The 22,692-nt window shown below is 60.9% G+C and carries 16 protein-coding genes; 10 read left to right on the forward strand and 6 right to left on the reverse strand.

Annotation, left to right across the window (positions count from 1 at the left end):
- Nucleotides 1-66: 66 nt before the first annotated feature.
- The 3 genes from ACZZZ4_RS25855 to ACZZZ4_RS25865 all read right to left on the reverse strand — a co-directional run bounded on the left by ACZZZ4_RS25855 (nucleotide 67) and on the right by ACZZZ4_RS25865 (nucleotide 6,182).
- Nucleotides 67-3,741: a translocation/assembly module TamB domain-containing protein gene (locus tag ACZZZ4_RS25855; RefSeq protein ID WP_463549136.1), complete on the reverse strand. Its 3,675-nt coding sequence runs from the start codon at nucleotides 3,739-3,741 to the stop codon at nucleotides 67-69.
- Nucleotides 3,738-5,465: an autotransporter assembly complex protein TamA gene (locus ACZZZ4_RS25860; RefSeq protein ID WP_310406444.1), complete on the reverse strand. Its 1,728-nt coding sequence runs from the start codon at nucleotides 5,463-5,465 to the stop codon at nucleotides 3,738-3,740. Before ACZZZ4_RS25860 ends, ACZZZ4_RS25855 begins: the two co-directional genes overlap by 4 nt.
- 66 nt (nucleotides 5,466-5,531) lie before the next feature.
- Nucleotides 5,532-6,182 (reverse strand): GNAT family N-acetyltransferase, encoded by a 651-nt coding sequence (locus ACZZZ4_RS25865; RefSeq protein ID WP_129999574.1) that lies wholly within the window; start codon nucleotides 6,180-6,182, stop codon nucleotides 5,532-5,534.
- A 324-nt stretch (nucleotides 6,183-6,506) separates the two neighbouring features.
- Between ACZZZ4_RS25865 and xthA the strand changes: the two genes are divergently transcribed.
- Together xthA and ACZZZ4_RS25875 are read left to right on the forward strand one after the other, a co-directional pair.
- A complete protein-coding gene (xthA, locus tag ACZZZ4_RS25870) occupies nucleotides 6,507-7,319 on the forward strand; it encodes an exodeoxyribonuclease III (RefSeq protein WP_463549137.1) in 813 nt (270 codons plus the stop codon).
- A 204-nt stretch (nucleotides 7,320-7,523) separates the two neighbouring features.
- The gene (locus ACZZZ4_RS25875; protein ID WP_463549138.1) at nucleotides 7,524-8,858 is read left to right on the forward strand and encodes a substrate-binding domain-containing protein; all 1,335 of its coding nucleotides are present in this window, start codon (nucleotides 7,524-7,526) and stop codon (nucleotides 8,856-8,858) included.
- 128 nt (nucleotides 8,859-8,986) lie between these two features.
- Here the strand turns inward: ACZZZ4_RS25875 and ACZZZ4_RS25880 are convergent, their stop codons facing one another.
- The gene (locus tag ACZZZ4_RS25880; protein WP_463549139.1) at nucleotides 8,987-10,216 is read right to left on the reverse strand and encodes an acyl-CoA dehydrogenase; all 1,230 of its coding nucleotides are present in this window, start codon (nucleotides 10,214-10,216) and stop codon (nucleotides 8,987-8,989) included.
- A gap of 171 nt (nucleotides 10,217-10,387) precedes the next feature.
- Here ACZZZ4_RS25880 and ACZZZ4_RS25885 point away from each other — a divergent pair, with 171 nt between their 5' ends.
- The 3 genes from ACZZZ4_RS25885 (at nucleotide 10,388) to ACZZZ4_RS25895 (ending at nucleotide 12,968) form a co-directional block, all read left to right on the forward strand.
- Nucleotides 10,388-11,317, forward strand: coding sequence for a LysR family transcriptional regulator (locus ACZZZ4_RS25885; RefSeq protein WP_133336840.1), 930 nt, complete (start codon nucleotides 10,388-10,390; stop codon nucleotides 11,315-11,317).
- Nucleotides 11,318-11,523: 206 nt separating this feature from the next.
- On the forward strand, nucleotides 11,524-11,922 hold the full coding sequence (locus ACZZZ4_RS25890; RefSeq protein ID WP_039763349.1) for a MerR family transcriptional regulator: 399 nt from the start codon (nucleotides 11,524-11,526) through the stop codon (nucleotides 11,920-11,922).
- A gap of 146 nt (nucleotides 11,923-12,068) precedes the next feature.
- Nucleotides 12,069-12,968: a hydroxymethylglutaryl-CoA lyase gene (locus tag ACZZZ4_RS25895; RefSeq protein ID WP_463549140.1), complete on the forward strand. Its 900-nt coding sequence runs from the start codon at nucleotides 12,069-12,071 to the stop codon at nucleotides 12,966-12,968.
- 652 nt (nucleotides 12,969-13,620) lie between these two features.
- On the opposite strand, the gene ACZZZ4_RS25900 is transcribed toward ACZZZ4_RS25895, so the two are convergent.
- Nucleotides 13,621-15,318, reverse strand: coding sequence for an AMP-binding protein (locus ACZZZ4_RS25900; RefSeq protein WP_463549141.1), 1,698 nt, complete (start codon nucleotides 15,316-15,318; stop codon nucleotides 13,621-13,623).
- A 300-nt stretch (nucleotides 15,319-15,618) separates the two neighbouring features.
- Here ACZZZ4_RS25900 and ACZZZ4_RS25905 point away from each other — a divergent pair, with 300 nt between their 5' ends.
- The 4 genes from ACZZZ4_RS25905 (at nucleotide 15,619) to ACZZZ4_RS25920 (ending at nucleotide 21,262) form a co-directional block, all read left to right on the forward strand.
- Nucleotides 15,619-16,782, forward strand: a complete 1,164-nt coding sequence (locus ACZZZ4_RS25905) for an isovaleryl-CoA dehydrogenase (protein WP_463549142.1) — start codon at nucleotides 15,619-15,621, stop codon at nucleotides 16,780-16,782.
- 100 nt (nucleotides 16,783-16,882) lie between these two features.
- Nucleotides 16,883-18,487, forward strand: coding sequence for a carboxyl transferase domain-containing protein (locus ACZZZ4_RS25910; protein WP_415762050.1), 1,605 nt, complete (start codon nucleotides 16,883-16,885; stop codon nucleotides 18,485-18,487).
- Nucleotides 18,488-18,500: 13 nt separating this feature from the next.
- The gene (locus tag ACZZZ4_RS25915; RefSeq protein WP_415762049.1) at nucleotides 18,501-19,313 is read left to right on the forward strand and encodes a gamma-carboxygeranoyl-CoA hydratase; all 813 of its coding nucleotides are present in this window, start codon (nucleotides 18,501-18,503) and stop codon (nucleotides 19,311-19,313) included.
- Nucleotides 19,313-21,262 (forward strand): acetyl/propionyl/methylcrotonyl-CoA carboxylase subunit alpha, encoded by a 1,950-nt coding sequence (locus ACZZZ4_RS25920; RefSeq protein ID WP_463549143.1) that lies wholly within the window; start codon nucleotides 19,313-19,315, stop codon nucleotides 21,260-21,262. Before ACZZZ4_RS25915 ends, ACZZZ4_RS25920 begins: the two co-directional genes overlap by 1 nt.
- A gap of 42 nt (nucleotides 21,263-21,304) precedes the next feature.
- Here the strand turns inward: ACZZZ4_RS25920 and ACZZZ4_RS25925 are convergent, their stop codons facing one another.
- The gene (locus ACZZZ4_RS25925) at nucleotides 21,305-21,964 is read right to left on the reverse strand and encodes a LexA family protein (protein WP_463549144.1); all 660 of its coding nucleotides are present in this window, start codon (nucleotides 21,962-21,964) and stop codon (nucleotides 21,305-21,307) included.
- Nucleotides 21,965-22,094: 130 nt separating this feature from the next.
- On the opposite strand from ACZZZ4_RS25925, the gene ACZZZ4_RS25930 reads away from it, so the two are divergent.
- Nucleotides 22,095-22,493 (forward strand): DUF6124 family protein, encoded by a 399-nt coding sequence (locus tag ACZZZ4_RS25930; protein ID WP_129999697.1) that lies wholly within the window; start codon nucleotides 22,095-22,097, stop codon nucleotides 22,491-22,493.
- Nucleotides 22,494-22,692 lie beyond the last annotated feature (199 nt).

Below are 22,692 nucleotides of genomic sequence, written 5' to 3' on the forward strand. Positions count from 1 at the left end.
CGCAGACCCTGTGGGAGCTGGCTTGCCAGCGATTGGAGCAACTCGGTTCGAGGACAGAAATTCGCCCTAGAAATCCCGCTTATAGAAAATATCCAGCGAGCTCGCCACGCCACTCGCCGCTTCGACATACACCTTCTTGCTCAGCTTGTAGCGCAGGGCGATGGTGCTGGCCGGTTCGAAGACGCCGACGCCGTAGCGCAGGCTGAGTTTCTCTGAGATGTTGCCGCTGGCGACGACGCTGGTGTCGTTGCCGCTGCCCTGGGTGTCGAGCTGGAAATCTTCGATGCCCAGATCCTTGGCCAGGCCACTGGTGACTCCGGCGCTGCCCATTAACCCCAGGCCCAGTGCGGCCTGAGCGAGCATGTTGTTGTCTTCGCCATTGGTGCTCAGCGGACGACCCAGTACCAGGTACGACAGCGCCTGTTCCTGGCTCATCGCCGGTTCGGAGAATATCTGCGTGGTCGGTTGTTCGGCGCTGCCGCTCAGGCGAATACCGGCGATGACGTCGTCGGTCTGGCGGATCGCTTCGATGTCCAGATACGGCTGGTCGATGGGGCCGGCAAACAACAGGCGCGCACGCCGCACTGTCAGGCGCTGGCCGTAGGCGCGATAGCGGCCGTCGTTGAGCCAGAGTTCGCCACGGGTGTCCATGTTGTCGCCGATGTGCACCTGGCCTTGCAGATTGGCGGTCAGGCCGAAACCGGCGAAGCTCAACTTGTCCTGGCCGACGATCACGTCGATGTCCATTTTCATCGCAATCGGTGGTTTGCCCTCTTCGGTCTGCGCGCCAACGATGATGGTGTCGTCGGAGACTTTCACCGTTGATGGTGGCAGCTCGCGCACGGTGATTTCGCCTTTGGGCACCAGCACCTTGCCCGCAACTTTCAGCTCATCGCCGGCCATGGAAATTTTCAGGTCCGGAGCCATTTCCAGTTTGGCATAGGGCTCGACGCTGACGGGCAATTGCGTGCCCTTGAGCGCCAGATCAACCACCAGCGCCTGCCCCCAGGCGACGTTGCCGTTGAGGCTGCCCTTGCCAGTCTTGCCGCTGTTCCAGCCACCGTCCAGGCGCACTGACTCGCCGGCGATCGCCGCGGTCAGTTGCAGGTTCTGCAGCTCCATCGGCAGTTCGGCGCCGGACACTTCGCCGTCGCTGAGCTGCACGGTACCGTTGACCAACGGTGCCAGCAAACCACCGGAGATCGTGCCACTGCCGTTGAGGCGGCCAGTGAGTTTCTCAACCATCGGTACAAACGGCCGCGCCACCGACAGATCGAGGCCGGAGAGGCGGAACGAGCCGCTCAGCGGTTTGTTTTTCGGCAGCGGATTGAGCTGCGCCTGCACCATCAATTCGCCGAGTTTGCCGCCGACAAAATTGAGCTCGGTGTCGACGCGCTTGGGCGTGAGCTTGCTGCTGAGCTTGAGCGTCTGGTAGGGGAAATCCAGCCAGCGATCCTTGTCACGCACGCGCAGGGTGCCGCCGCTGGCATCGACACTGACCACGCCGTTCGGGCCGCTCGCGGGCAGGTCCAGTTGCAGATCGGCATTGAGCCGACCCTGCCAGGCGAAGTCTTTGGGCAGCCATTGCGCAAGGCTTTCGATCGGGAATTGCTTGAGGTGATAACGCAGCTTCGGCTCGGGCATCAGGCGCTGGTCCTCGCCACACAGGCTGGCGTTGCCGGACAGCCAGCAATGCGCGCCGAAATTGATCTGGCCGTCCGCAAGACGTTCCAGCTTGGCCGGGCTTTGCAGCCTCCAGTCCTGGCCACCGGCTTGAATGTCACCACTGGCCAAGCGACCGCGCCAGTTTCCTTTGTCGAGATTACCGTCCAGACCCAGCGCCAGTTTCAGCTTCGGTCCGATCAGGTCGAGGTTGAGTTTCTGGCTTTTGATATCGCCCTGAGCACTGGCGGTCAGAGTGCCCAACGAGGTATCGCCAGTCTGAATGCCGCTGCCTTTGAGATTGATCTTCGCCCGCTGCGCGCTGTCGAGCGTGGCGTCGAGGTTGAGGCTTTGCAGGCGGTTGTCCTGAAAGGCCAGTTGCGAGCCCTGCAGATCGAGCTTGCCTTGCGGTGCCTTCAGCGTGCCGGCGACGCTGACCTGACCGTTGACCTGCCCGCGCAATTGCGGCCAGAGTTGGGCCAGACGCGGTAGTTTGATGTCGATCTGGCCGCCGAGTTTGTCCTGCAGGCTGCCCTTGCCGTTGATGCTGTTGTCGCCGAGACGGATCTGCAGGGCGTTGAGGTTCCAACGCTCGCCCGCGCCGTCCGCCTTGGCCTGCAGGATTGCCGGTTGGCCGCGCAGCTTGCCTTTGAGATCGAGGTCGGCGTTGAGGCTGAGCTGATCATTCTTCATCTCGCCTTTGCTCTTCAACGGCCCGGCCAGAGTGCCCGGCAGTTCCGCGACCCAGTACGCCGGGTTGAGCGCCGACAGGTCCAGCGCGGTATCCCAGGCGATGCCGTCGGCGAAGCGCACATTCACGTGCCCTTCGGCCTTGCCCTGCCCGGCCTGCATGACCAGTTGCGGCAAGGCGATCTGTTCGAGGCTGCCGCTGAACGGACTGCTCAAGGTGAACGCGCCGGCCGGGCCATCCAGCGCAGCGTCGAAATTACCGAGGTACTGGCCGTCGGTGTAGGACACTTCGCCAGTGAAAGTACGCAACGCGACTTGCGGCTCGTCGATTTCCGGATAGAGCCGATGCCACGGGAAGTCTTGCCAGTTGATGTTGGCCTGAGCGCTGAGGCCCTTGCTCCAGTCGACGTTGCCGGTGAGCTTGAGGCTTTGCTTGTCGTTGGCGTTGAGGTCGAGCCCGGCGATCTGCGCGCCAGTGGCGTCGACGTTGCCTTTGAGCAACAGCGCCACCGGCGATTTTTCGGCGGGCAACGTTGCGTTGCCGAGCAGTTGATAACCGTTTTTCAGGTCGCCTTCGCCCGTGAGCACCAGCTGATTGAATTGCAGAGTGTCCGGCAGATCGGCGCTCGGCTTGAACGCGTCGCTGGTGATACGCACCTTTGCTGGCAGGTTTTCCGCCAGCGCTTGCAACTCGCCGTTCAACTGGCCATCGAGGTAGCCACGGCTGTCGGCGTGCAGGTTGAGGGTTTTCAACAGATCGCCGTCGACTTTCAGCGCCAGGGTCCACGGCTCGCTGCCGGGCGCGGGCAAGGTCAGATCACCTTGAATTTTCAGCGGCCAGTTGCCGCTCGGTTGCAGCAGGCCGGACAGGTTCAGGCTGAGTTCGTCGCGCTGCAATTTCACGCTGTCGATCTGCAGGCCCTGAGCGGTCCAGTGCGCCGCCAGTTGCAAGCCCTTGAGCTGTTCGCTGCCGTTGAACAACAGGCTGCCGACCTCAACATCGCCCAGTTCGATGGCCACAGGCAATTGCAGGTCCGGCAGTTTGATCGGGCCGCTGTCGGTGGTTGCTTCGCTCGGCGGGAATTGCAGGATCACCTGCTCGGCCTTGAGCTGATCGATGCACAAGGCCATGCGCGTCAGGCACAGTGGCGACCAGGCGAAGATCGCCTTGTTCAGCTCGACACGGCTGGTGTCCTGCTGCCACACCAGGTGATCGGCGCTCCACTGCCCAGCGAGGCGACCATGGAAATTCTCCACGCTCAGGCCCGGCACCAGGCCCAACGCCCAACGACTGCCGGCCTGCGTGCCAAGCAGTGCGGCCAGGCTCAAGACGATCAACAAGACCAGCGCCAACAAAGTCAGCGCTGTTATTTTCGAACCACGCTTCACAGCTCAGGCCCCATGGAAAAGTGCAAGCGAAAGCCGCCGTCATCGTCCAGCGCCCGAGCGAGGTCGAGGCGGATCGGCCCGACCGGCGAGACCCAGCGCACACCCACACCGACCCCGGTCTTGAGGTCGGGCAGTTCGAGTTTGTTGAAAGAGTTGCCTTGGTCGACGAAGGTCGCCACACGCCATTTCTCGGCAATCGAATATTGATATTCGACGCTGCCGGCAATCATGTAACGGCCACCGATGCGGTCGCCGTCGGAGTTTTTTGGCGACAGGCTCTGGTAGTCGTAACCGCGCACGCTCTGATCGCCACCGGCGAAAAAGCGCAGAGACGGCGGAATCGAGTTGTAGCCGTTGGTGGCGCTGCCGCCAACCTGCACGCGGCCGAGCAAGCGGTGCTTGTCGAACACCGTGGTCAGGCCCTTGACCAGCGCGGTGCCATATAAAAGGTTGTTGTCGGAGCCGAGACCTTCCTTGGCCACTTTGCTTTCGAAGCTCAAACGATAGCCGTTGCGCGGATCGATGCGGTTGTCGCTTTTGAGGTACGAATAACTGATGCCGGGCATCAGCAACGTGCTCAGGCCGGAGTCGTCGCCGAGTTCGTATTCTTCACGTTGCCATTTCAGCGAGATCACCCGCTGCCAGCCGCTGGGCAACTTGCTGTGCCATTCCGGGCCGAAGGTCAGCAGTTTGCTGAGGGTGTCGGAGCCTTCGATGTCTTCGAACTGATAGCCGCCGGCCCAGCGCAGTTTGTCGGTCAGTGGCGGGTCGAGCGGGATGTCATAGAACAGCCCGACGTTCTGCCGGGGCGCCGAGAGTTCAGCTTCCCAGCCGTAACTGTCGCCCTGCGGATTGACCCAGTGACGCGTCCAGTTGGCTTTGATGCGCGGGCCGACGTCGGTCGAGTAGCCAAGGCCCAGACCCATGGTGCGCGGCTTGCGCGTGTCGAGTTTGACCTCGACTGGAATGACGTCATTTTTTGCCGCCGTCGGCGCCGCGTCGACGCGCACGCCTTCGAAATAGCCGCTCGATTGCAGGTCGCGATTGAGTTCGGCGATCAGTTCTGAATCGTAGGGTTCGCCTGCCTTGAACGGCACCATGCGTTGCAGCAGGTCTTCGTCGAATGGCGTGTCGCCCTCGAAACTGACATTGCCCAACGCATAGCGCGGGCCGCTGTCGTAGATCAATTCGATGTCGGCCACGCCCGCGCGGGGATCGACCATGAGTTTCTGGCTGGTGAAATGGCCGCTGAAGTAACCGAAGCGCGAGGCTTGGTTCTGGATCACCCGTTTGGCGTCTTCGTAACGACCATGGTTAAGCACGGCGCCGGACTTGAGCAGGTCGCCTTTCGGTACGCGGAAGGATTTCAGCGAGGCCGCCGGGCCATCGACACGTACGGTGACGTTGCGCAGGCGGATCGGCTCGCCGGGATCGATGTTGAGCACCAGACGCGGTTTTTCCCCGCCCTTGACGTCGCTGTCGATCTGCGGCTGGTAGTAGCCCAGCGCCTGGGCCGCTTTGCGCGCCTGCTCTTCGGCACCGCGACTGAAGCGCAGCAAGGCTTCTTCGTCGCGATCGCCGAGGCTGCCGATATAGCCTTCTATATTGGCCTTGAGTTCATCGTTGGACGGCTTGATCCGTACATCCAATTCACTTTGCGCCAGCGCCGCGCAGCTGGATAACAGCATCAGCACGCCGCTGGTAAATCTTCGTGGAAACTTCATAGGCGCGGATGCTATCACGGGCTCGGGAGCCTGATAGAACAGGTAATTTGTGAAGAAGTTCGATCATTATCCCGTTGCTGTTTGTAACACCTGCGGATTGGCGTGGAAAAATACGTGTTCGCGCACCGGCCCGACGGCAACCTCGCCGATCTCCTGATAACCCTGCCTTTTATAGAATTCCAGGTAGCGCGGGTTGCCGGTGTCGAGCACCACCCCTTGCGAGGTTTCATCGACGGCGCACCAGTTGTGCACGGCAGTGAGCAACTGTTCGCCGTAGTGCTTGCCCTGAAACTGCGGGTGGACACCGAGTAACGGCAGCATGTGCACCGAATCACCGGGCACGCACGCGGCGACGGCAGCGTGATATTCCAGATAACGCCGGGTGCAGCGAAACCCGGTGCTGAGCACCATGCGCAAGCGCCAAGCCCAGCTTTCGGTAACGCCCAGGCGCCGTTGCGGAGGTGCGATCAGGGCGATGCCGATCAAGCGATCGTTGACCAGCAGGCCGATCGCCGGCAGGTCCTGAAGGAAATGCTGTTTGACCAGCTCGCGCACCGTCGCGCGCACGCGTTGTTCATAGCCCGGGCGTTCGGCTTCGAACAGGTAGCCGAAGGTCGGCTCGTGGCGATAGGCCTGATACAGCAACGAGCGGGCTTCGCGGGAATAGCCGCGGTCGAGCATGTGGATGTCGGCGACGGCGAACTGGGTTTCAGGCATTGCAGTGATTCTCCCCGGGGGCGCGCTCGGTGGCAGGCGCGCTTGTTGGTACGAACCTTGGGCGGATGTGGTGGTTCACCTGACAGGTTAGACCAGCCTCGGATCTTCATCGACTGGGGCGGGCCTCATCGCTGGCAAGCCAGCTCCCACAGTGTCTGCGTCGTTCACAACATTTACATACACCACAGAAACCTGTGGGAGCTGGCTTGCCAGCGATGGGGCCGGGACAAGCGCTACAAATCCCACAGGCCAAAATGATTTGTCCCACACTGGCCCATCTCCCCCATGTCAGCTAGCATCGCCCTTTTGCCAGGACTGCCGACCATGAAGATTGTTTCCTTCAACATCAACGGACTGCGTGCCCGTCCGCATCAGCTGGCAGCGCTGATCGAAAAACATCAGCCCGACGTGATCGGCCTGCAGGAAACCAAGGTTCACGACGACCAGTTCCCCCTCGAAGACATCCGCGCCCTCGGCTACCACGTGCACTTCCATGGCCAGAAGGGCCATTACGGTGTCGCCCTGCTCTCGCGCAACGAACCGATCGCGATCCATAAAGGCTTCGCCACGGATGAAGAAGACGCGCAGCGGCGCTTTATCTGGGGCACTTTCGCTGATGCCAATGGCGTGCCGGTGACGATCATGAACGGCTATTTCCCACAGGGTGAAAGCCGCGACCACCCGACCAAATTCCCCGCCAAGCAGCGTTTCTACAGCGATCTGCAAGCGCTGCTGGAAAGCCAGTTCCACAATGAACAGCCACTGGTGGTGATGGGTGATGTGAACATTTCCCCGGAAGACTGCGACATCGGCATCGGCCCGGACAACATGAAGCGCTGGCTGAAAACCGGCAAATGCAGCTTCCTGCCGGAAGAACGCGAGTGGATGGCGCGCCTGAAGAACTGGGGCCTGACCGACAGCTATCGGCACCTCAACCCCGAGGTGACCGACATGTTCAGCTGGTTCGACTACCGCAGCCGTGGTTTCGAAGATGAGCCCAAGCGTGGCCTGCGCATCGATGTGATTCTGGCCTCCCATGGCCTGCTGCCACGGGTCAAGGATGCCGGGGTGGACTACGAACTGCGCGGCATGGAAAAGCCCTCGGACCATGCGCCGATCTGGCTTGAATTGGCCTGATCCGCGAGTTGCCTGAGATCCCTGTGGGAGCGAGCTTGCTCGCGAAGGCGGAGTGTCAGTAATCAGATATGTCGCTGATACGCCGCCTTCGCGAGCAAGCTCACTCCCACAATTGATATTTACACCCTTCAATCCCTGTCATATTTCGGTCACGCGCCTGACTTAATCTCCCCGGCAATCCCCTTGGCTTGATTCGGTGCCGGCATGACCCTGCGTGTTCTCTGCGTTTTCCTGTTGAGTGGCTGGCTGTCGGTGTCCGCCGCCGCCCTGCCGATCCCCGAAAACGGCCCGGCATTACGCATTCAGGGCTCCAACACCATCGGCGCCGAACTCGGCCCGGCGCTGGTGGAAGGCCTGTTGCAGGAACAAGGCCTGCTGAAAATCCACCGCGAAACCCCGGATACCGCCAACGAACAACGCCTCGTCGGCCAGACCGCGCAAGGGCAACGGGTAATCATCGAAGTCGCCGCCCACGGTTCCAGCACCGGTTTCGCCGCGTTGAAAAACGCCAGCGCCGATCTGGCCGCCTCTTCCCGCGAGATCAAGGACAGCGAACTGCTTGCCCTGCAAGCCCTCGGGGATCTGAAAAGCCCAGCGGCCGAGCAAGTCATTGCCATCGACGGCCTGGCGATCATCCTCAACCCGGCCAATCCATTGCAGCAGCTGGACACCGAGCAATTGGCGCGGATTTTTGCCGGCGAAGTGAAAACCTGGGAAGAGCTCGGTAGCCGTGGCGGCGCCATCCATTTATATGCGCGGGATGATCAGTCCGGGACGTACGACACGTTCAAGGAGCTCGTCCTGAGCCGGCGTGGGAAAAGTCTCAGCAACACAGCGAAACGTTTCGAATCCAGCGAGCAATTGTCCGACGCGGTCAGCGCGGATCCGCAAGGTATCGGTTTTATCGGCTTGCCTTACGTGCGTCAGGCCAAAGCCGTGGCGATTGCCGATGGCGCCTCGCAAGCGATGCTGCCGCTGAACAGTCTGATCGCCACCGAAGACTATCCGCTGTCGCGGCGTTTGTTCTTTTATCTGCCGCCGGACAGCCGCAATCCGTGGGTGCAGGCGTTAGCCGCGTTCGCGCAGAGCCCCCAGGGTCAGGCGATCGTTGCGGCCAGCGGCTTTGTCAGCCAGACCGTGCAAGCCATGAGCGTGGCGCCGAATGCGCTGATGCCCGAGGGTTACCAATCCCTCAGCCGGCATGCCCAGCGTCTGACAGTGAATTTCCGTTTTGCCGAGGGCAGTGCCAGCCTGGACAACAAGGCGCGGCAGGATCTGGCGCGGGTGCTCGACTATATAAAGCGCAATGGCAAGACCGAGCGGGCGGTGACGCTGGTGGGGTTTGGCGATTTGAAGGATGACCCGGCGCGGGCTGATCTGCTGTCCAAGCTGCGGGCAATGGCGGTGCGTCGCGAGCTGGTCAAAAACGGTGTGGTCATGCGCGAAGTACGCGGCTTTGGTGCGCTGATGCCGGTGGCCACCAACAGCGCGGATGAGGGACGGATCAAGAATCGGCGGGTTGAGGTTTGGGTGTATTGATCAGCACTGATCGTTCCCACGCTCTGCGTGGTAACGCCGCCATGGACGCTCCGCGTCCACTGTGACGCAGAGCGTCACGGGATGCGTTCCCACGCAGAGCGTGGGAACGATCAGGCTGGTATCACGGATCAGCGCTCGCTGCGCATCATCTCCTTCGGCACATACTTGCCGATCTCAAACTTGCCAATCGCCGCGCGGTGCACTTCGTCCGGGCCGTCGGCCAGACGCAGGGTGCGCTGCATCGCATACATATAGGCCAGCGGGAAATCGTTCGACACCCCTGCCCCGCCATGCATCTGGATCGCCCGGTCGATCACCCGCAGGGCGACGTTTGGCGCCACAACCTTGATCTGCGCGATCTCGCTCTTCGCCACTTTGTTGCCGACGGTGTCCATCATGTACGCCGCTTTCAACGTCAGCAGACGCGCCATGTCGATCTCCATCCGCGAGTCGGCGATCTTGTCGATGTTGCCACCCAGACGCGCCAGCGGTTTGCCGAACGCGGTGCGGCTCACCGAGCGTTTGCACATCAGTTCCAGCGCACGTTCGGCCATGCCGATCGAACGCATGCAGTGGTGAATCCGCCCTGGGCCAAGGCGACCCTGGGCGATTTCGAAGCCGCGTCCTTCACCCAGCAGGACGTTTTCGTACGGCACGCGCACGTTGTCGAACAGCACTTCGGCGTGACCGTGCGGTGCGTCGTCGTAACCGAACACCGGCAGCGGACGGACAATCTTCACGCCGGGGGTATCGACCGGCACGAGGATCATCGAGTGCTGAGCGTGACGCGGTGCGTCGGGGTTGCTCAGGCCCATGAAGATCAGGATTTTGCAGCGCGGATCGCAGGCGCCGGAGGTCCACCATTTCTTGCCGTTGATCACCCACTGATCGCCATCGCGCACGGCACGGGCGGCCATGTTGGTCGCATCGGAAGACGCCACGTCGGGCTCGGTCATGGCGAACGCCGAACGGATCTCGCCGCGCAGCAGCGGTTCCAGCCAACGCTGTTTTTGTTCTTCGTTGGCGTAGCGCACCAGCACTTCCATGTTGCCGGTGTCCGGCGCCGAGCAGTTGAACGGCTCCGGCCCCAGCAGGGAACGGCCCATGATTTCCGCCAGCGGCGCGTATTCAAGGTTAGTCAGGCCAGCGCCCAGCTCGGACTCAGGCAGAAACAAATTCCACAGGCCTTCAGCCTTGGCCTTGGCCTTGAGCTCTTCCATGATCGCGGTCGGCTGCCAGCGGTCGCCCTCGGCGACCTGGCGTTCGAACACCGCCTCGGCCGGGTAAACGTAAGTGTCCATGAACGCAGTCACGCGCTCACGCAGTTCTTGCACCTTGGGCGAATAAGCGAAATCCATGGGTAGTTACCTTCTCGGGCAGAGGTTGTTCAAGTCATGCAATCGATGCTAGAACAGCACTCATAATTTACCTAGCCTATTCTCGGCGTGTATAAACATTCATCACCGATATATGATCGGCTGATTGTCAGCCCCAAAACACTTGCACTTAATAACAAGAGAAGCCGCGTTATGAACCTGAGCAAGGTCGACCTCAACCTTTTCATCGTCTTCGACGCGATCTACACCGAAGCCAACCTGACCCGCGCCGGGCAGATTGTCGGCATCACCCAGCCGGCGGTGTCCAACGCCCTGGCGCGGTTGCGCGAGACCTTCAACGACCCGCTTTTCGTGCGCACCGCGCAAGGCATGGTGCCCACACCGATGGCGCAGAACATCATCGGCCCGGTGCGCAACGCCCTGTCGCTGCTGCGCGTGTCGGTGCAGGAAAGTCGCATCTTCAACCCGGCGCAGGCGGTGAAGACTTACCGCATCAGCATGACCGACCTGACCGAAGCAATCATTCTGCCGCCACTGTTCCAGCGCCTGCGCCGCCTGGCGCCAACGGTGATCATCGAAAGCTTTCTGTCCAAGCGCCGGGAAACCACCAAGGAACTGGCGGCCGGGCGTCTGGATTTCGCCGTGGATGCGCCGCTCAACACCGACCCGCAGGTACGCCACGTCAAGCTGATGGACGACCGTTACGTCTGCGCCATGCGCAAGGGCCATCCAATGGCGGGCAAGGAAAAACTCAGCCTCGATGACTACCTGTCGCTGACCCACATCCATATTTCCAGCCGCCGCAGCGGGTTGGGCTATGTCGATCTGGCGCTGGGCAAAATGGGCATCCAGCGCAAGATCGCCCTGCGCTCGCAACACTATCTGATGGCCTCGCAAGTGATGCAGCAGACCGACATGGTCATGACCGTGCCGGAACGCTTCGCCCGCCGTCATGACCTGCAATCGTTCAATTTGCCGGTGAATGATGTGCCGTCGGTGGAAACGCATTTGTACTGGCACGAAAGCACCGACCAGGACCCGGCCAACCGCTGGATGCGCGAGCAGATGATCGAGTTATGCCAGCAGGTGACGGCGCAGGAGAAGAGGCTGGAGAAGGTGTAAGACACGACACCGTGTCACCGTTCTTCGCGAGCAAGCTCGCTCCCACAGGGTTTTCTGTCGAACACAAATCCTGTGTTCACACACATCCACTGTGGGAGCGAGCTTGCTCGCGAAGAGGCCTGTACAGACACCCCACAACCATCCTTCTTGACGTAAACGTAAACCACCGATTAGCTTAGCGCCATGCCCCTTTTCCGAGCGCTTTCATGAGCAGTCAGACCTACAGCATTTCCGACCTCGCCCGCGAGCTGGACATCACCACCCGGGCGATCCGCTTTTATGAAGAGCAAGGCCTGCTCAGCCCCGAGCGTCGTGGCCAGGAACGCATCTATTCGCCGCGCGACAAGGTCACCCTCAAGCTGATCCTGCGCGGCAAGCGCATCGGCTTTTCCCTGGCCGAATGCCGCGAGCTGATCGAACTCTACGACCCGTCCGGCGGCAACACCAAGCAGCTCAACAGCATGCTGGCGAAAATCAGCGAACGCCGCGAACAGCTCGAGCAGCAATTGCTGGATATCGAACAGATGAAGCTCGAGCTGGATACGGCCGAAGAGCGCTGCGTGCAGGCGCTGGAGCAGACGCTCAAGAGCCAGCAGGCGGTCTAGCAAATATTGGTGCCCTGTGGGAGCGAGCCTGCTCGCGAATGCATTCTGTCATCCAACATTAACGGTGACTGATCCACCGCTTTCGCGAGCAGGCTCGCTCCCACAGGGTTCTTCGTGAATTCAAAAAAAACAGGCAGATCCCGCCCATGTCCCTCCCCTCCCAAGTACGCCTGATCGAAGTCGGCCCGCGCGATGGCCTGCAGAACGAAGCCCAGCCGATCAGCGTCGCTGACAAGGTGCAACTGGTCGATGCCCTGAGCGCTGCAGGTCTGGGCTATATCGAAGTCGGCAGTTTCGTCTCACCGAAATGGGTACCGCAAATGGCCGGTTCCGCCGAGGTGTTCGCGCAGATTCAGCGCAAGCCCGGCGTCATCTATGGCGCGCTGGCACCGAACCTGCGCGGCTTTGAAGACGCGCTCGCCGCCGGGGTCAAGGAAGTCGCGGTGTTCGCTGCGGCGTCCGAGGCGTTCTCGCAGCGCAACATCAACTGCTCGATCAGCGAAAGCCTGGCGCGCTTTGCGCCGATCATGGAAGCGGCGAAACAACACGGCGTTACCGTGCGCGGTTACGTGTCCTGTGTGCTGGGCTGCCCGTATGAAGGCACCGTTGCGCCGGAGCAAGTGGCGATGGTCGCGCGCGAGCTGTACGCGATGGGCTGCTACGAAGTGTCGCTGGGCGACACAATCGGCACCGGCACGGCGGGCGCGACCCGACGTCTGTTCGAGGTGGTCTCGGCGCAGGTGCCACGGGACAGACTCGCCGGGCATTTTCACGACACCTACGGCCAGGCCATGGCTAACATCTACGCCAGCCTGCTCGAAGGCATTGCGGTGTTCGACAGCTCTATCGCCGGCCTCGGCGGCTGCCCGTACGCCAAAGGCGCGAGCGGTAACGTTGCCACCGAGGACGTGGTGTACCTGCTCGATGGCCTGGGCATCGAGACCGGTATCGACCTGGACGCCTTGATTGCCGCGGGCCAGCAGATCAGCGCAGTGCTCGGCCGCCCGAGCGGTTCGCGGGTGGCCCAGGCGCGCAGCGCGCAGTGAGTGTTACCGCTGCGTCAGCGATGTGGGCAAATGCGAGTAACACGGAAACAAATTGTCTGGCTTTGCCTGGAGTCGAAAAAGCCTGAAAAAAATAAGCTGTTGATTTATAAAGGTTTTTAAAAGTTGGCACGACACCTGCTATCTCTATCGCATAACAAGAATAAAAAGCCGCAAACCAATAAAAACAAGACGAAACGACTCTGACATAACAAGAACAACACGGCAGAGACGCAGCTAACAGATTTTTTGGAGAAGGTGTGCTTTTCAGGGTGCTCTCAGGAGTGACCCGCAACCGGGCAGAGAACAATAAAACTACCTTCAGGTAGCTCCCGAATCGGTTGGATCGTTAAACGAGAAAGCAGATCAGCGCTCAAAAAAATACGTTTGCTCTTGACCCCGGATGGGGGTCGCCAAAAAGCTGTACAGGGCCACGGTTGCCAAAAACAACAACAGACCGACCCTCAATAATAAAAAGAGCACGCAACGACAAATTAAAGGGGAGCTTCGGCTCCCCTTTGTGCTTTCTGTGATTCCTGAAAACACCCCGATCCCCTGTAGGAGTGAGCCTGCTCGCAAAAACGGTGTGCCAGACACATTTGCGCTGAATGACACAACGCATTCGCGAGCAGGCTCGCTCCCACAGAAGATGTGGTTATCCCTCGATTGTTTTCAGCTCCTCGATACTGATCTCCCGCATCCTGAATTTCTGGATCTTGCCCGTCACCGTCATCGGAAACGCCTCAACGAACTTGAAGTAACGCGGTGTCTTGAAATGGGCGATGCGTTCCTTGCACCAGGTTTGCAACTCCAGCTCCGAGGCACTATGACCGGGGTGGAATTTGATCCAGGCGACGATTTCCTCACCGTAGCGCGAGCACGGAATGCCGATCACCTGCACGTCGGCCACCGCCGGATGGGTGAAGAAGAACTCCTCCAGCTCACGGGGGTAAACGTTCTCGCCGCCACGAATGATCATGTCTTTGTTACGCCCGGCGATGTTGACGTAACCCTCCTCGTTCATGCTCGCTAGATCGCCGGTGTGCATCCATCCCGCATCGTCGATGGCTTCGGCGGTGGCCTGCGGATTGTTCCAGTAACCGAGCATCACGCTGTAACCGCGCGTGCACAATTCGCCGATGGTGCCGCGCGGCACGAGGTGGCCAGCAGAGTCGATGATCTTGCTTTCCAGTTGCGGCTGGGTGCGCCCGACCGTGGTGACGCGCAGCTCCAGCTCATCCGCTGGCCCGGTCTGCAGCGACACCGGGCTGGTTTCGGTCATGCCGTAGGCGATCTGCACTTCGCTCATGTGCATTTCATTGATCACACGGCGCATGACCTCAATCGGACAGGTGGCGCCGGCCATGATTCCGGTGCGCAGGCTCGACAGGTCAAAGGTCTGCCGCTGCGGCTGATCGAGCATGGCGATGAACATGGTCGGCACACCGTACAGCGCCGTGGCCTGTTCTTCGGCTACCGCTTGCAGGGTCAGCGCCGGATCGAAGGCGTCATTGGGGTAAATCATCGTGCTGGCGTGGGTGACACAACCGAGGTTGCCCATGACCATGCCGAAGCAGTGATACAGCGGCACCGGAATCACCAGACGATCGGCAGCCTTCAGGCCGAGGCTTTCGCCGACCATGTAACCGTTGTTGAGAATATTGTAGTGACTGAGGGTCGCGCCCTTGGGAAAACCGGTGGTGCCGGAGGTGTACTGGATGTTCACCGGTTGATCGAAATGCAGGCTGGCACTGCGTTCACGCATTTGATCGGGCGAGACGCTGACCGCCAGATCGCTGAGCTGCGACCACGGCAGAAAACCGGGCGGCGGATTGGCATCGAGGCTGATCACGCCGCGCAGCTCCGGCAGGCGTTCGCTGCGCAGGTGACCGATGGCGTGCTCGGCCAATTCTGGCGCCAGGCTCTGGAGCATTGCGTGGTAATTCGAGGTCTTGAACGCTCCGGCGCAGACCAGCCACTGACAGCCGGATTGCTTGAGCACGTACTCGAGTTCGGAGCTGCGATAGGCGGGATTGATGTTGACCAGGATCACGCCGATCTTCGCCGTGGCGAACTGGGTGATGCACCACTGCGCGCAGTTCGGCGCCCAGATGCCGAGGCGATCGCCGGTCTGCAAACCCAGTGCGAGCAACGCTCTGGCCTGCTCATCCACCGCTTCGGCCAGTTGCCGCCAGGAGTAACGCAACTGCTGATGGCGCACCACCAGCGCCTCGCCGTCCGGGTGTTGTGCGACAGTCTGATCGAAACGCTGACCGATGGTCATCGCCAGCAAAGCCTTGTCCTGAGAACCACGGCTGTAGCTACGCTGCCGGTTTGCGCTGGGTTGATCCATGATGACCCCTATTGTCTTTATTAGTGGGTTTTCCCGGTTTTGAATCCGTGTGGGAGCGAGCCTGCTCGCGAATACGCTGCGTCATTCACCCTTGATGGCGACTGATAAAGCGCTTTCGCGAGCAGGCTCGCTCCCACCAGAAACAAACCGATATCTGATCCTGAACTGCCCTTACTCTCGCCCAAGTTGACGCTTACGTAAAGCCGATTGACAGTCGAACTGTGGAAGCTTTACGTTAACGTAAAGCTGAGCGCCGACTCGTCGTGCGCTGCACCCGATAAAAAAGCCAAAAGGTGACCCATGAGCTATCCATCCCTGAATTTCGCCCTCGGTGAAACCATCGACATGCTGCGCGATCAGGTGCAGTCCTTCGTCGTCGATCAGATCGCCCCGCGTGCCGCGCAGATCGACCACGACAACCTGTTCCCCGCCGACATGTGGCGCAAATTCGGTGACATGGGCCTGCTCGGCATCACCGTGCCGGAAGAGTACGGCGGCGCCGGTCTGGGTTATCTGGCGCATGTGGTGGCGATGGAAGAAATCAGCCGTGGCTCGGCGTCGGTGGCGTTGTCCTATGGCGCGCACTCCAACCTTTGCGTCAACCAGATCAACCGCAACGGCAATCACGAACAGAAAAGCAAATACCTGCCGAAACTGATCAGCGGCGAGCACGTTGGCGCCTTGGCGATGAGCGAGCCTAACGCCGGTTCCGACGTGGTTTCGATGAAACTGCGCGCCGACAAACGCGGCGACCGCTTCGTCCTCAACGGCAGCAAAACCTGGATCACCAACGGCCCCGACGCCAACACCTACGTGATCTACGCCAAGACCGATCTGGAAAAAGGCCCGCACGGCATCACTGCATTCATCGTCGAGCGCGACTGGAAAGGCTTCAGCCGCAGCAACAAGTTCGACAAGCTCGGCATGCGCGGCTCCAACACCTGCGAGCTGTTTTTCGATGACGTCGAAGTGCCGGAAGAGAACATCCTTGGTGTGCTCAACGGTGGCGTGAAAGTGCTGATGAGCGGCCTCGATTACGAACGCGTGGTGCTCTCGGGCGGGCCGACCGGGATCATGCAGTCGTGCATGGACCTGATCGTGCCGTACATCCACGACCGCAAGCAGTTCGGCCAGAGCATCGGCGAGTTCCAGCTGATCCAGGGCAAAGTCGCCGACATGTATACCCAGCTCAACGCCAGCCGCGCTTATCTGTACGCGGTGGCCCAGGCCTGCGAACGCGGCGAAACCACGCGCAAGGACGCGGCCGGGGTGATTCTCTACACCGCCGAGCGCGCCACGCAAATGGCCCTCGACGCGATCCAGATTCTCGGCGGCAATGGCTACATCAACGAATTCCCCGCCGGCCGCCTGCTGCGCGACGCCAAGCTCTACGAAATCGGTGCCGGCACCAGCGAGATCCGGCGCATGCTGATCGGCCGTGAACTGTTCAACGAGACGAAATGAATTTCGGCAGCTGCAAGCCGCGAGCTTCAAGCTGCAAGAGAACCGCGCTCTTGCCCCGACTTGCCGCTTGTAGCTAGAAGCTGCTTACGGAGTAAGCCCCATGATTCTGCACACTCAGCTCAACCCGCGTTCAGCGGAGTTCGCCGCCAACAGCGCGGCGATGCTCAAACAGGTCGACGCGCTGCACACCCTCCTCGCCCAAGTGGCGCAGGGTGGCGGTGCCAAAGCCCAGGAGCGTCACACTTCGCGCGGCAAATTGCTGCCGCGCGAGCGTATCAACCGCTTGCTTGATCCGGGCTCGCCGTTTCTCGAAATCAGCCAACTCGCCGCCCATGCGGTTTACGGCGAAGACGTCCCGGCCGCCGGGGTGATTGCCGGGATCGGTCGCGTCGAAGGCGTTGAATGCATGATCGTCGCCAACGATGCGACGGTGAAAGGTGGCTCGTATTACCCGCTCACCGTGAAAAAACACCTGCGCGCGCAGACCATCGCCCAGCAGAATCGCCTGCCGTGCATTTATCTGGTGGATTCCGGTGGTGCCAACCTGCCGCGTCAGGACGAAGTGTTTCCGGATCGCGAGCACTTCGGGCGGATCTTTTTCAATCAGGCCAACATGAGCGCCATGGGCATCCCGCAGATCGCCGTGGTCATGGGCTCGTGCACCGCCGGCGGCGCGTACGTGCCGGCGATGGCGGACGAAGCGATCATGGTGCGCAACCAGGCGACGATTTTCCTCGCCGGCCCGCCGCTGGTGAAAGCCGCGACCGGTGAAGTGGTCAGCGCCGAAGACCTCGGCGGTGCCGATGTGCATTGCAAGACTTCTGGCGTGGCCGACCATTACGCCGAGAACGATGAACACGCCCTCGCCCTTGCCCGCCGCAGCGTCGCCAACCTCAACTGGCGCAAGCTCGGCGAGGTGCAGCAACGCACGCCGATCGCGCCGCTGTACGCCAGCGACGAGTTGTACGGCGTGGTTCCGGCTGACGCCAAGCAGCCATTCGATGTGCGCGAAGTGATTGCGCGACTGGTCGACGGCTCGGTGTTCGATGAATTCAAAGCGCTGTTCGGCACCACCCTGGTCTGCGGTTTCGCGCATCTGCACGGCTACCCGATCGCGATCCTGGCGAATAACGGCATCCTTTTCGCCGAAGCCGCGCAGAAAGGCGCGCACTTCATCGAACTGGCCTGCCAACGCGGCATCCCGCTGCTGTTTCTGCAGAACATCACCGGTTTCATGGTCGGCCAGAAGTACGAAGCCGGCGGCATCGCCAAGCACGGCGCCAAACTGGTGACCGCGGTGGCCTGCGCCAAGGTGCCGAAATTCACCGTGATCATTGGCGGCAGTTTCGGTGCCGGCAACTACGGCATGTGTGGTCGTGCTTACGATCCGCGTTTTCTGTGGATGTGGCCGAACGCGCGAATTGGCGTGATGGGTGCCGAACAGGCCGCCGGTGTGCTGGTGCAGGTCAAACGCGAACAGGCCGAACGCAGCGGTCAGGCGTTCAGCGCCGAGCAGGAAAGCGAGATCAAGCAGCCGATTCTCGATCAGTACGAAGAACAGGGTCACCCCTACTACTCCAGCGCGCGGTTGTGGGACGACGGCGTCATCGACCCGGCGCAGACCCGCGATGTGCTGGCCCTGGCCTTGTCCGCGTCGTTGAACGCGCCAATCGAACCGAGCCGCTTCGGCGTGTTCCGGATGTGATGGGGAGAATCTGATGAACGACTTCAATACCCTCGAACTGCTAACCGATCCACGCGGTTTCGCGACGCTGTGGCTCAACCGCGCCGAGAAAAACAACGCCTTCAATGCCGAGATGATCCGCGAGCTGATCTTGGCCATCGACAAGGTCGCGAGCGACTCGAGCCTGCGTTTCCTGCTCCTGCGCGGGCGTGGCAAGCATTTCAGCGCCGGCGCAGACCTGGCGTGGATGCAGCAATCGGCGGAGCTCGATTACCACACCAACCTCGATGACGCCCGCGAACTCGCCGAGCTGATGTACAACCTCGCCAAACTGAAAATCCCCACGCTGGCCGTGGTTCAGGGCGCGGCGTTCGGTGGTGCGCTGGGCTTGATCAGTTGCTGTGACATGGCGATCGGCGCCGATGACGCGCAGTTCTGCCTGTCGGAAGTGCGCATCGGCCTGGCGCCGGCGGTGATCAGCCCGTTCGTGGTGCAGGCAATCGGTGAAAGGGCGGCGCGGCGTTATGCACTGACGGCCGAGCGCTTCGGCGGCCAGCGGGCGCGGGAGATCGGCTTATTGTCGGAAAGCTATCCCGCCACTGAACTGGAGCAACAGGTCGAACAGTGGATCGACAACCTGTTGCTCAACAGCCCCGCCGCCATGCGCGCCAGCAAAGATCTGCTGCGCGAAGTCGGCAACGGCGCGCTGACCCCGGCCCTGCGCCGTTACACCGAAAATGCCATCGCGCGGATTCGCGTCAGCCCTGAAGGCCAGGAAGGCTTGCGCGCCTTTCTGCAAAAACGCCCACCGAACTGGCAAGCCGCATCCACCAAGGAGTCGCGTTGATGAGCGCACCTGTGATTACCACTGTGCTGGTGGCCAACCGCGGCGAAATCGCTTGCCGGGTGATGCGCACCGCCAAGGCCTTGGGCCTGACTACCGTCGCCGTGCACAGCGCCACTGACCGCGATGCGCGGCACAGCCGTGAAGCCGATATCCGTGTTGATCTGGGCGGCAGCAAGGCCGCTGAGAGTTATCTGCAAATCGACAAGTTGATCGCCGCCGCCAAGGCCAGCGGTGCCCAGGCGATTCATCCCGGCTACGGCTTTCTCTCGGAAAACGCTGGATTCGCCCGCGCCATCGAAGCCGCCGGACTGATCTTCCTCGGCCCGCCCGCCTCGGCCATCGATGCGATGGGCAGCAAATCCGCCGCCAAGGCGCTGATGGAAAAGGCTGGCGTGCCACTGGTGCCGGGTTATCACGGCGAAGCGCAGGACCTCGACACCTTCCGCGAAGCCTGCGAACGCATCGGTTATCCGGTGCTGCTCAAGGCCACGGCCGGCGGCGGTGGTAAAGGCATGAAAGTGGTCGAGGATGTCAGCCAATTGGCCGAAGCCCTCGCCTCGGCGCAGCGCGAAGCGCAATCGTCATTTGGCGACTCGCGGATGCTGGTGGAAAAGTATTTGCTCAAGCCACGTCATGTGGAGATTCAGGTGTTCGCCGATCAGCACGGCAACTGCCTGTACCTCAACGAGCGCGACTGCTCGATCCAGCGTCGGCACCAGAAAGTCGTCGAAGAAGCCCCGGCGCCGGGCCTGACGCCCGAGTTGCGCCGGGCAATGGGCGAAGCGGCTGTGCGTTCGGCGCAGGCGATCGGTTATGTCGGCGCCGGCACCGTGGAGTTTTTGCTGGATGCGCGCGGCGAGTTTTTCTTCATGGAGATGAACACGCGGCTGCAAGTCGAGCACCCGGTAACAGAAGCAATCACCGGGCTCGATCTGGTCGCCTGGCAGATCCGCGTCGCCCGTGGGGAAGCGCTGCCGATTACCCAGGCGCAGGTGCCGCTCAACGGTCATGCGATTGAAGTGCGCTTGTATGCCGAAGATCCGGCGAATGATTTCCTCCCGGCCACCGGGCGTCTGCACTTGTACCGCGAATCGGCGCAAGGGCCAGGGCGGCGGGTCGACAGCGGCGTTGAGGAAGGTGACGAGATATCGCCGTTCTACGACCCGATGCTCGGCAAACTGATTGCCTGGGGCGAAGATCGCGAACAGGCACGCTTGCGTCTGTTGAGCATGCTCGGCGAGTTTGCTATTGGCGGGCTGAAGACCAACATCAATTTCCTGCGCCGGATCATCGCGCATCCGGCATTTGCGGCGGCAGAGCTGGATACCGGGTTTATCCCGCGCTATCAGGAGCAATTGCTGCCTGCACCAGGCACATTGAGCGATGAGTTCTGGCGGGCGGCGGCGCAGGCGTTTGCGCAGAGTTTGCCCAAGCGTGCGCGGGCAGATGATCCCGCCTCACCATGGTCTTGCGGCGGTGGTCTGCGGGCAGGCTTGCCGGCAGAAATCACTTTACATCTGAGTTGCGAGGGGCAGGATCGCGCACTGACATTGGGAGCGGCGGCCCACGCCAGACTGCTGGGCGAAGCGCTGGTCGTCGAGCATGACGGCGTGCGCCGCACATTGCGGGCGATTCATCAGGGTGGCGCGTTGTACCTGGAATGGGAAGGCGAGTTGCGGCGCATCGAAGCGTTCGATCCGATCAGTGCCGTTGAAGCCAGCCACAGCCATCAGGGCGGTCTGACCGCACCAATGAACGGCAGCATCGTGCGTGTGTTGGTCGAAGTGGGCCAATCGGTCGAGGCCGGGGCGCAACTGGTGGTGCTCGAAGCCATGAAGATGGAACACAGCATCCGCGCTCCGCACGCCGGGGTGGTCAAAGCGCTGTACTGCCGGGAAGGCGATATGGTCAGCGAAGGCAGCGCTTTGGTGGAGCTGGAAGAACAGTGAAATGAAAGGATCGATCCTGGCCTTGAGCGAGGATCGATCCACTCAGTAACGCGCGGTTGCCTGAACCACCACGCCGATAATCCGGCATTCATCGGTGAGCAGGGTTTTCGGCCAGGTTGGATTGAGCGGCACCAGGTAACGCTGGCCGGCCTGCTCGTCGAGTTTGCGGAAAATCGCTTCTTCGCTGTCCGGCCACTGGGCGATCACCAGTTTGCCAGGCACCGCCTCCAGCTCCGGGTCGACCAGAATCAGCATGCCCTCGGCAATGCTCTGGCCGCTGGGCGCAGTCATCGAATCCCCCGTCACCGTCAGCCAGAACGCCGCACCGCCGCGAGCGTGGTAATCCGTGAGTTCGAAGCGCTGCTTCGCTGATGCTCCGGGATAGCTCGCCGCAGCGTCGCGCACTTCGCACGGTGCACGCCAATCGCAAACCGGGTAACGGAAGTACGGGTTGTACTTCTGCGCCAGCGGCATCTCGTCATCCGCGGCGGGCTGCGGTTCGCGAATCACCAGCACGACTTCGAGGAAGTCCATTCCCAGCGCCTTGAGCACGCGATTCATTTCGGTAACACCGGGTTCGCGACGCTTGTTCAGCCAATGACCGATCCCGCCCTGGGACATGCCGACGCGCTCTCCGAGCTCTGTTTGAGTGACTTTGAGTTCACTCATCTTGGCCTTGACCAACTCAATCCATTTATCCATGTGCCGCACCTTACGCGGACGTCTTCGACCAGCAAAACACATATTGTAGTATTTAAATTCTCGTCACAAATACAGGTGGTACTATTCTAGGGAAACGGACTTTCAAATGAACATGGAGTGCCTTCTCATGATGAACATCAGCAGCAAAGACCTGCCCGATCTGCAAATCGACACCAGCTTCACCTCGCCTCAAGGTAACGCCGCGGCACAGCGAGCGCTGGACTACTACTTGAAACCGACTGTTTCGAAATCCGAGACGGACGAACGTTTTTTCGATGTCAAAAACCATCTCAGTGGCGAGGAAGCACTGGTGCACGCCTCGGACTTGTTGCGATGTGCAGCCGCCACAGCGTTCAAGGCGGCAGAAAACCTGCAAGGCACGAATCGCGACCTGGCCTTCTCGGTGGTACACATGGTGGATATGGCGCGGGCGATGGTCGACCATTCGATCGACAACGACGAAGTCACGGCGGACAAGGTACGGGCGGACAGGAAAGAATTTTCCCATCGCGCAGATAAAAACGTTTGACTTGCAAATGATAATGATTATTATTGCAAGCAGCTGGTCGCGAGATCAGTCGATGGACCAGAGACCTTAGGTCGGTCTTCTGGACTATCTCCTCATCAGGCTAATCACGGTTTTTGACCCGGCTTTTTGCCGGGTCTTTTTTTGCCCGTTTTTCGGGCTTGTGTCTTCAGGCTAATGAAGTCTTGGGGTGCTGCAAATT

It is taken from the genome of Pseudomonas sp. AC252 (assembly GCF_979258105.1).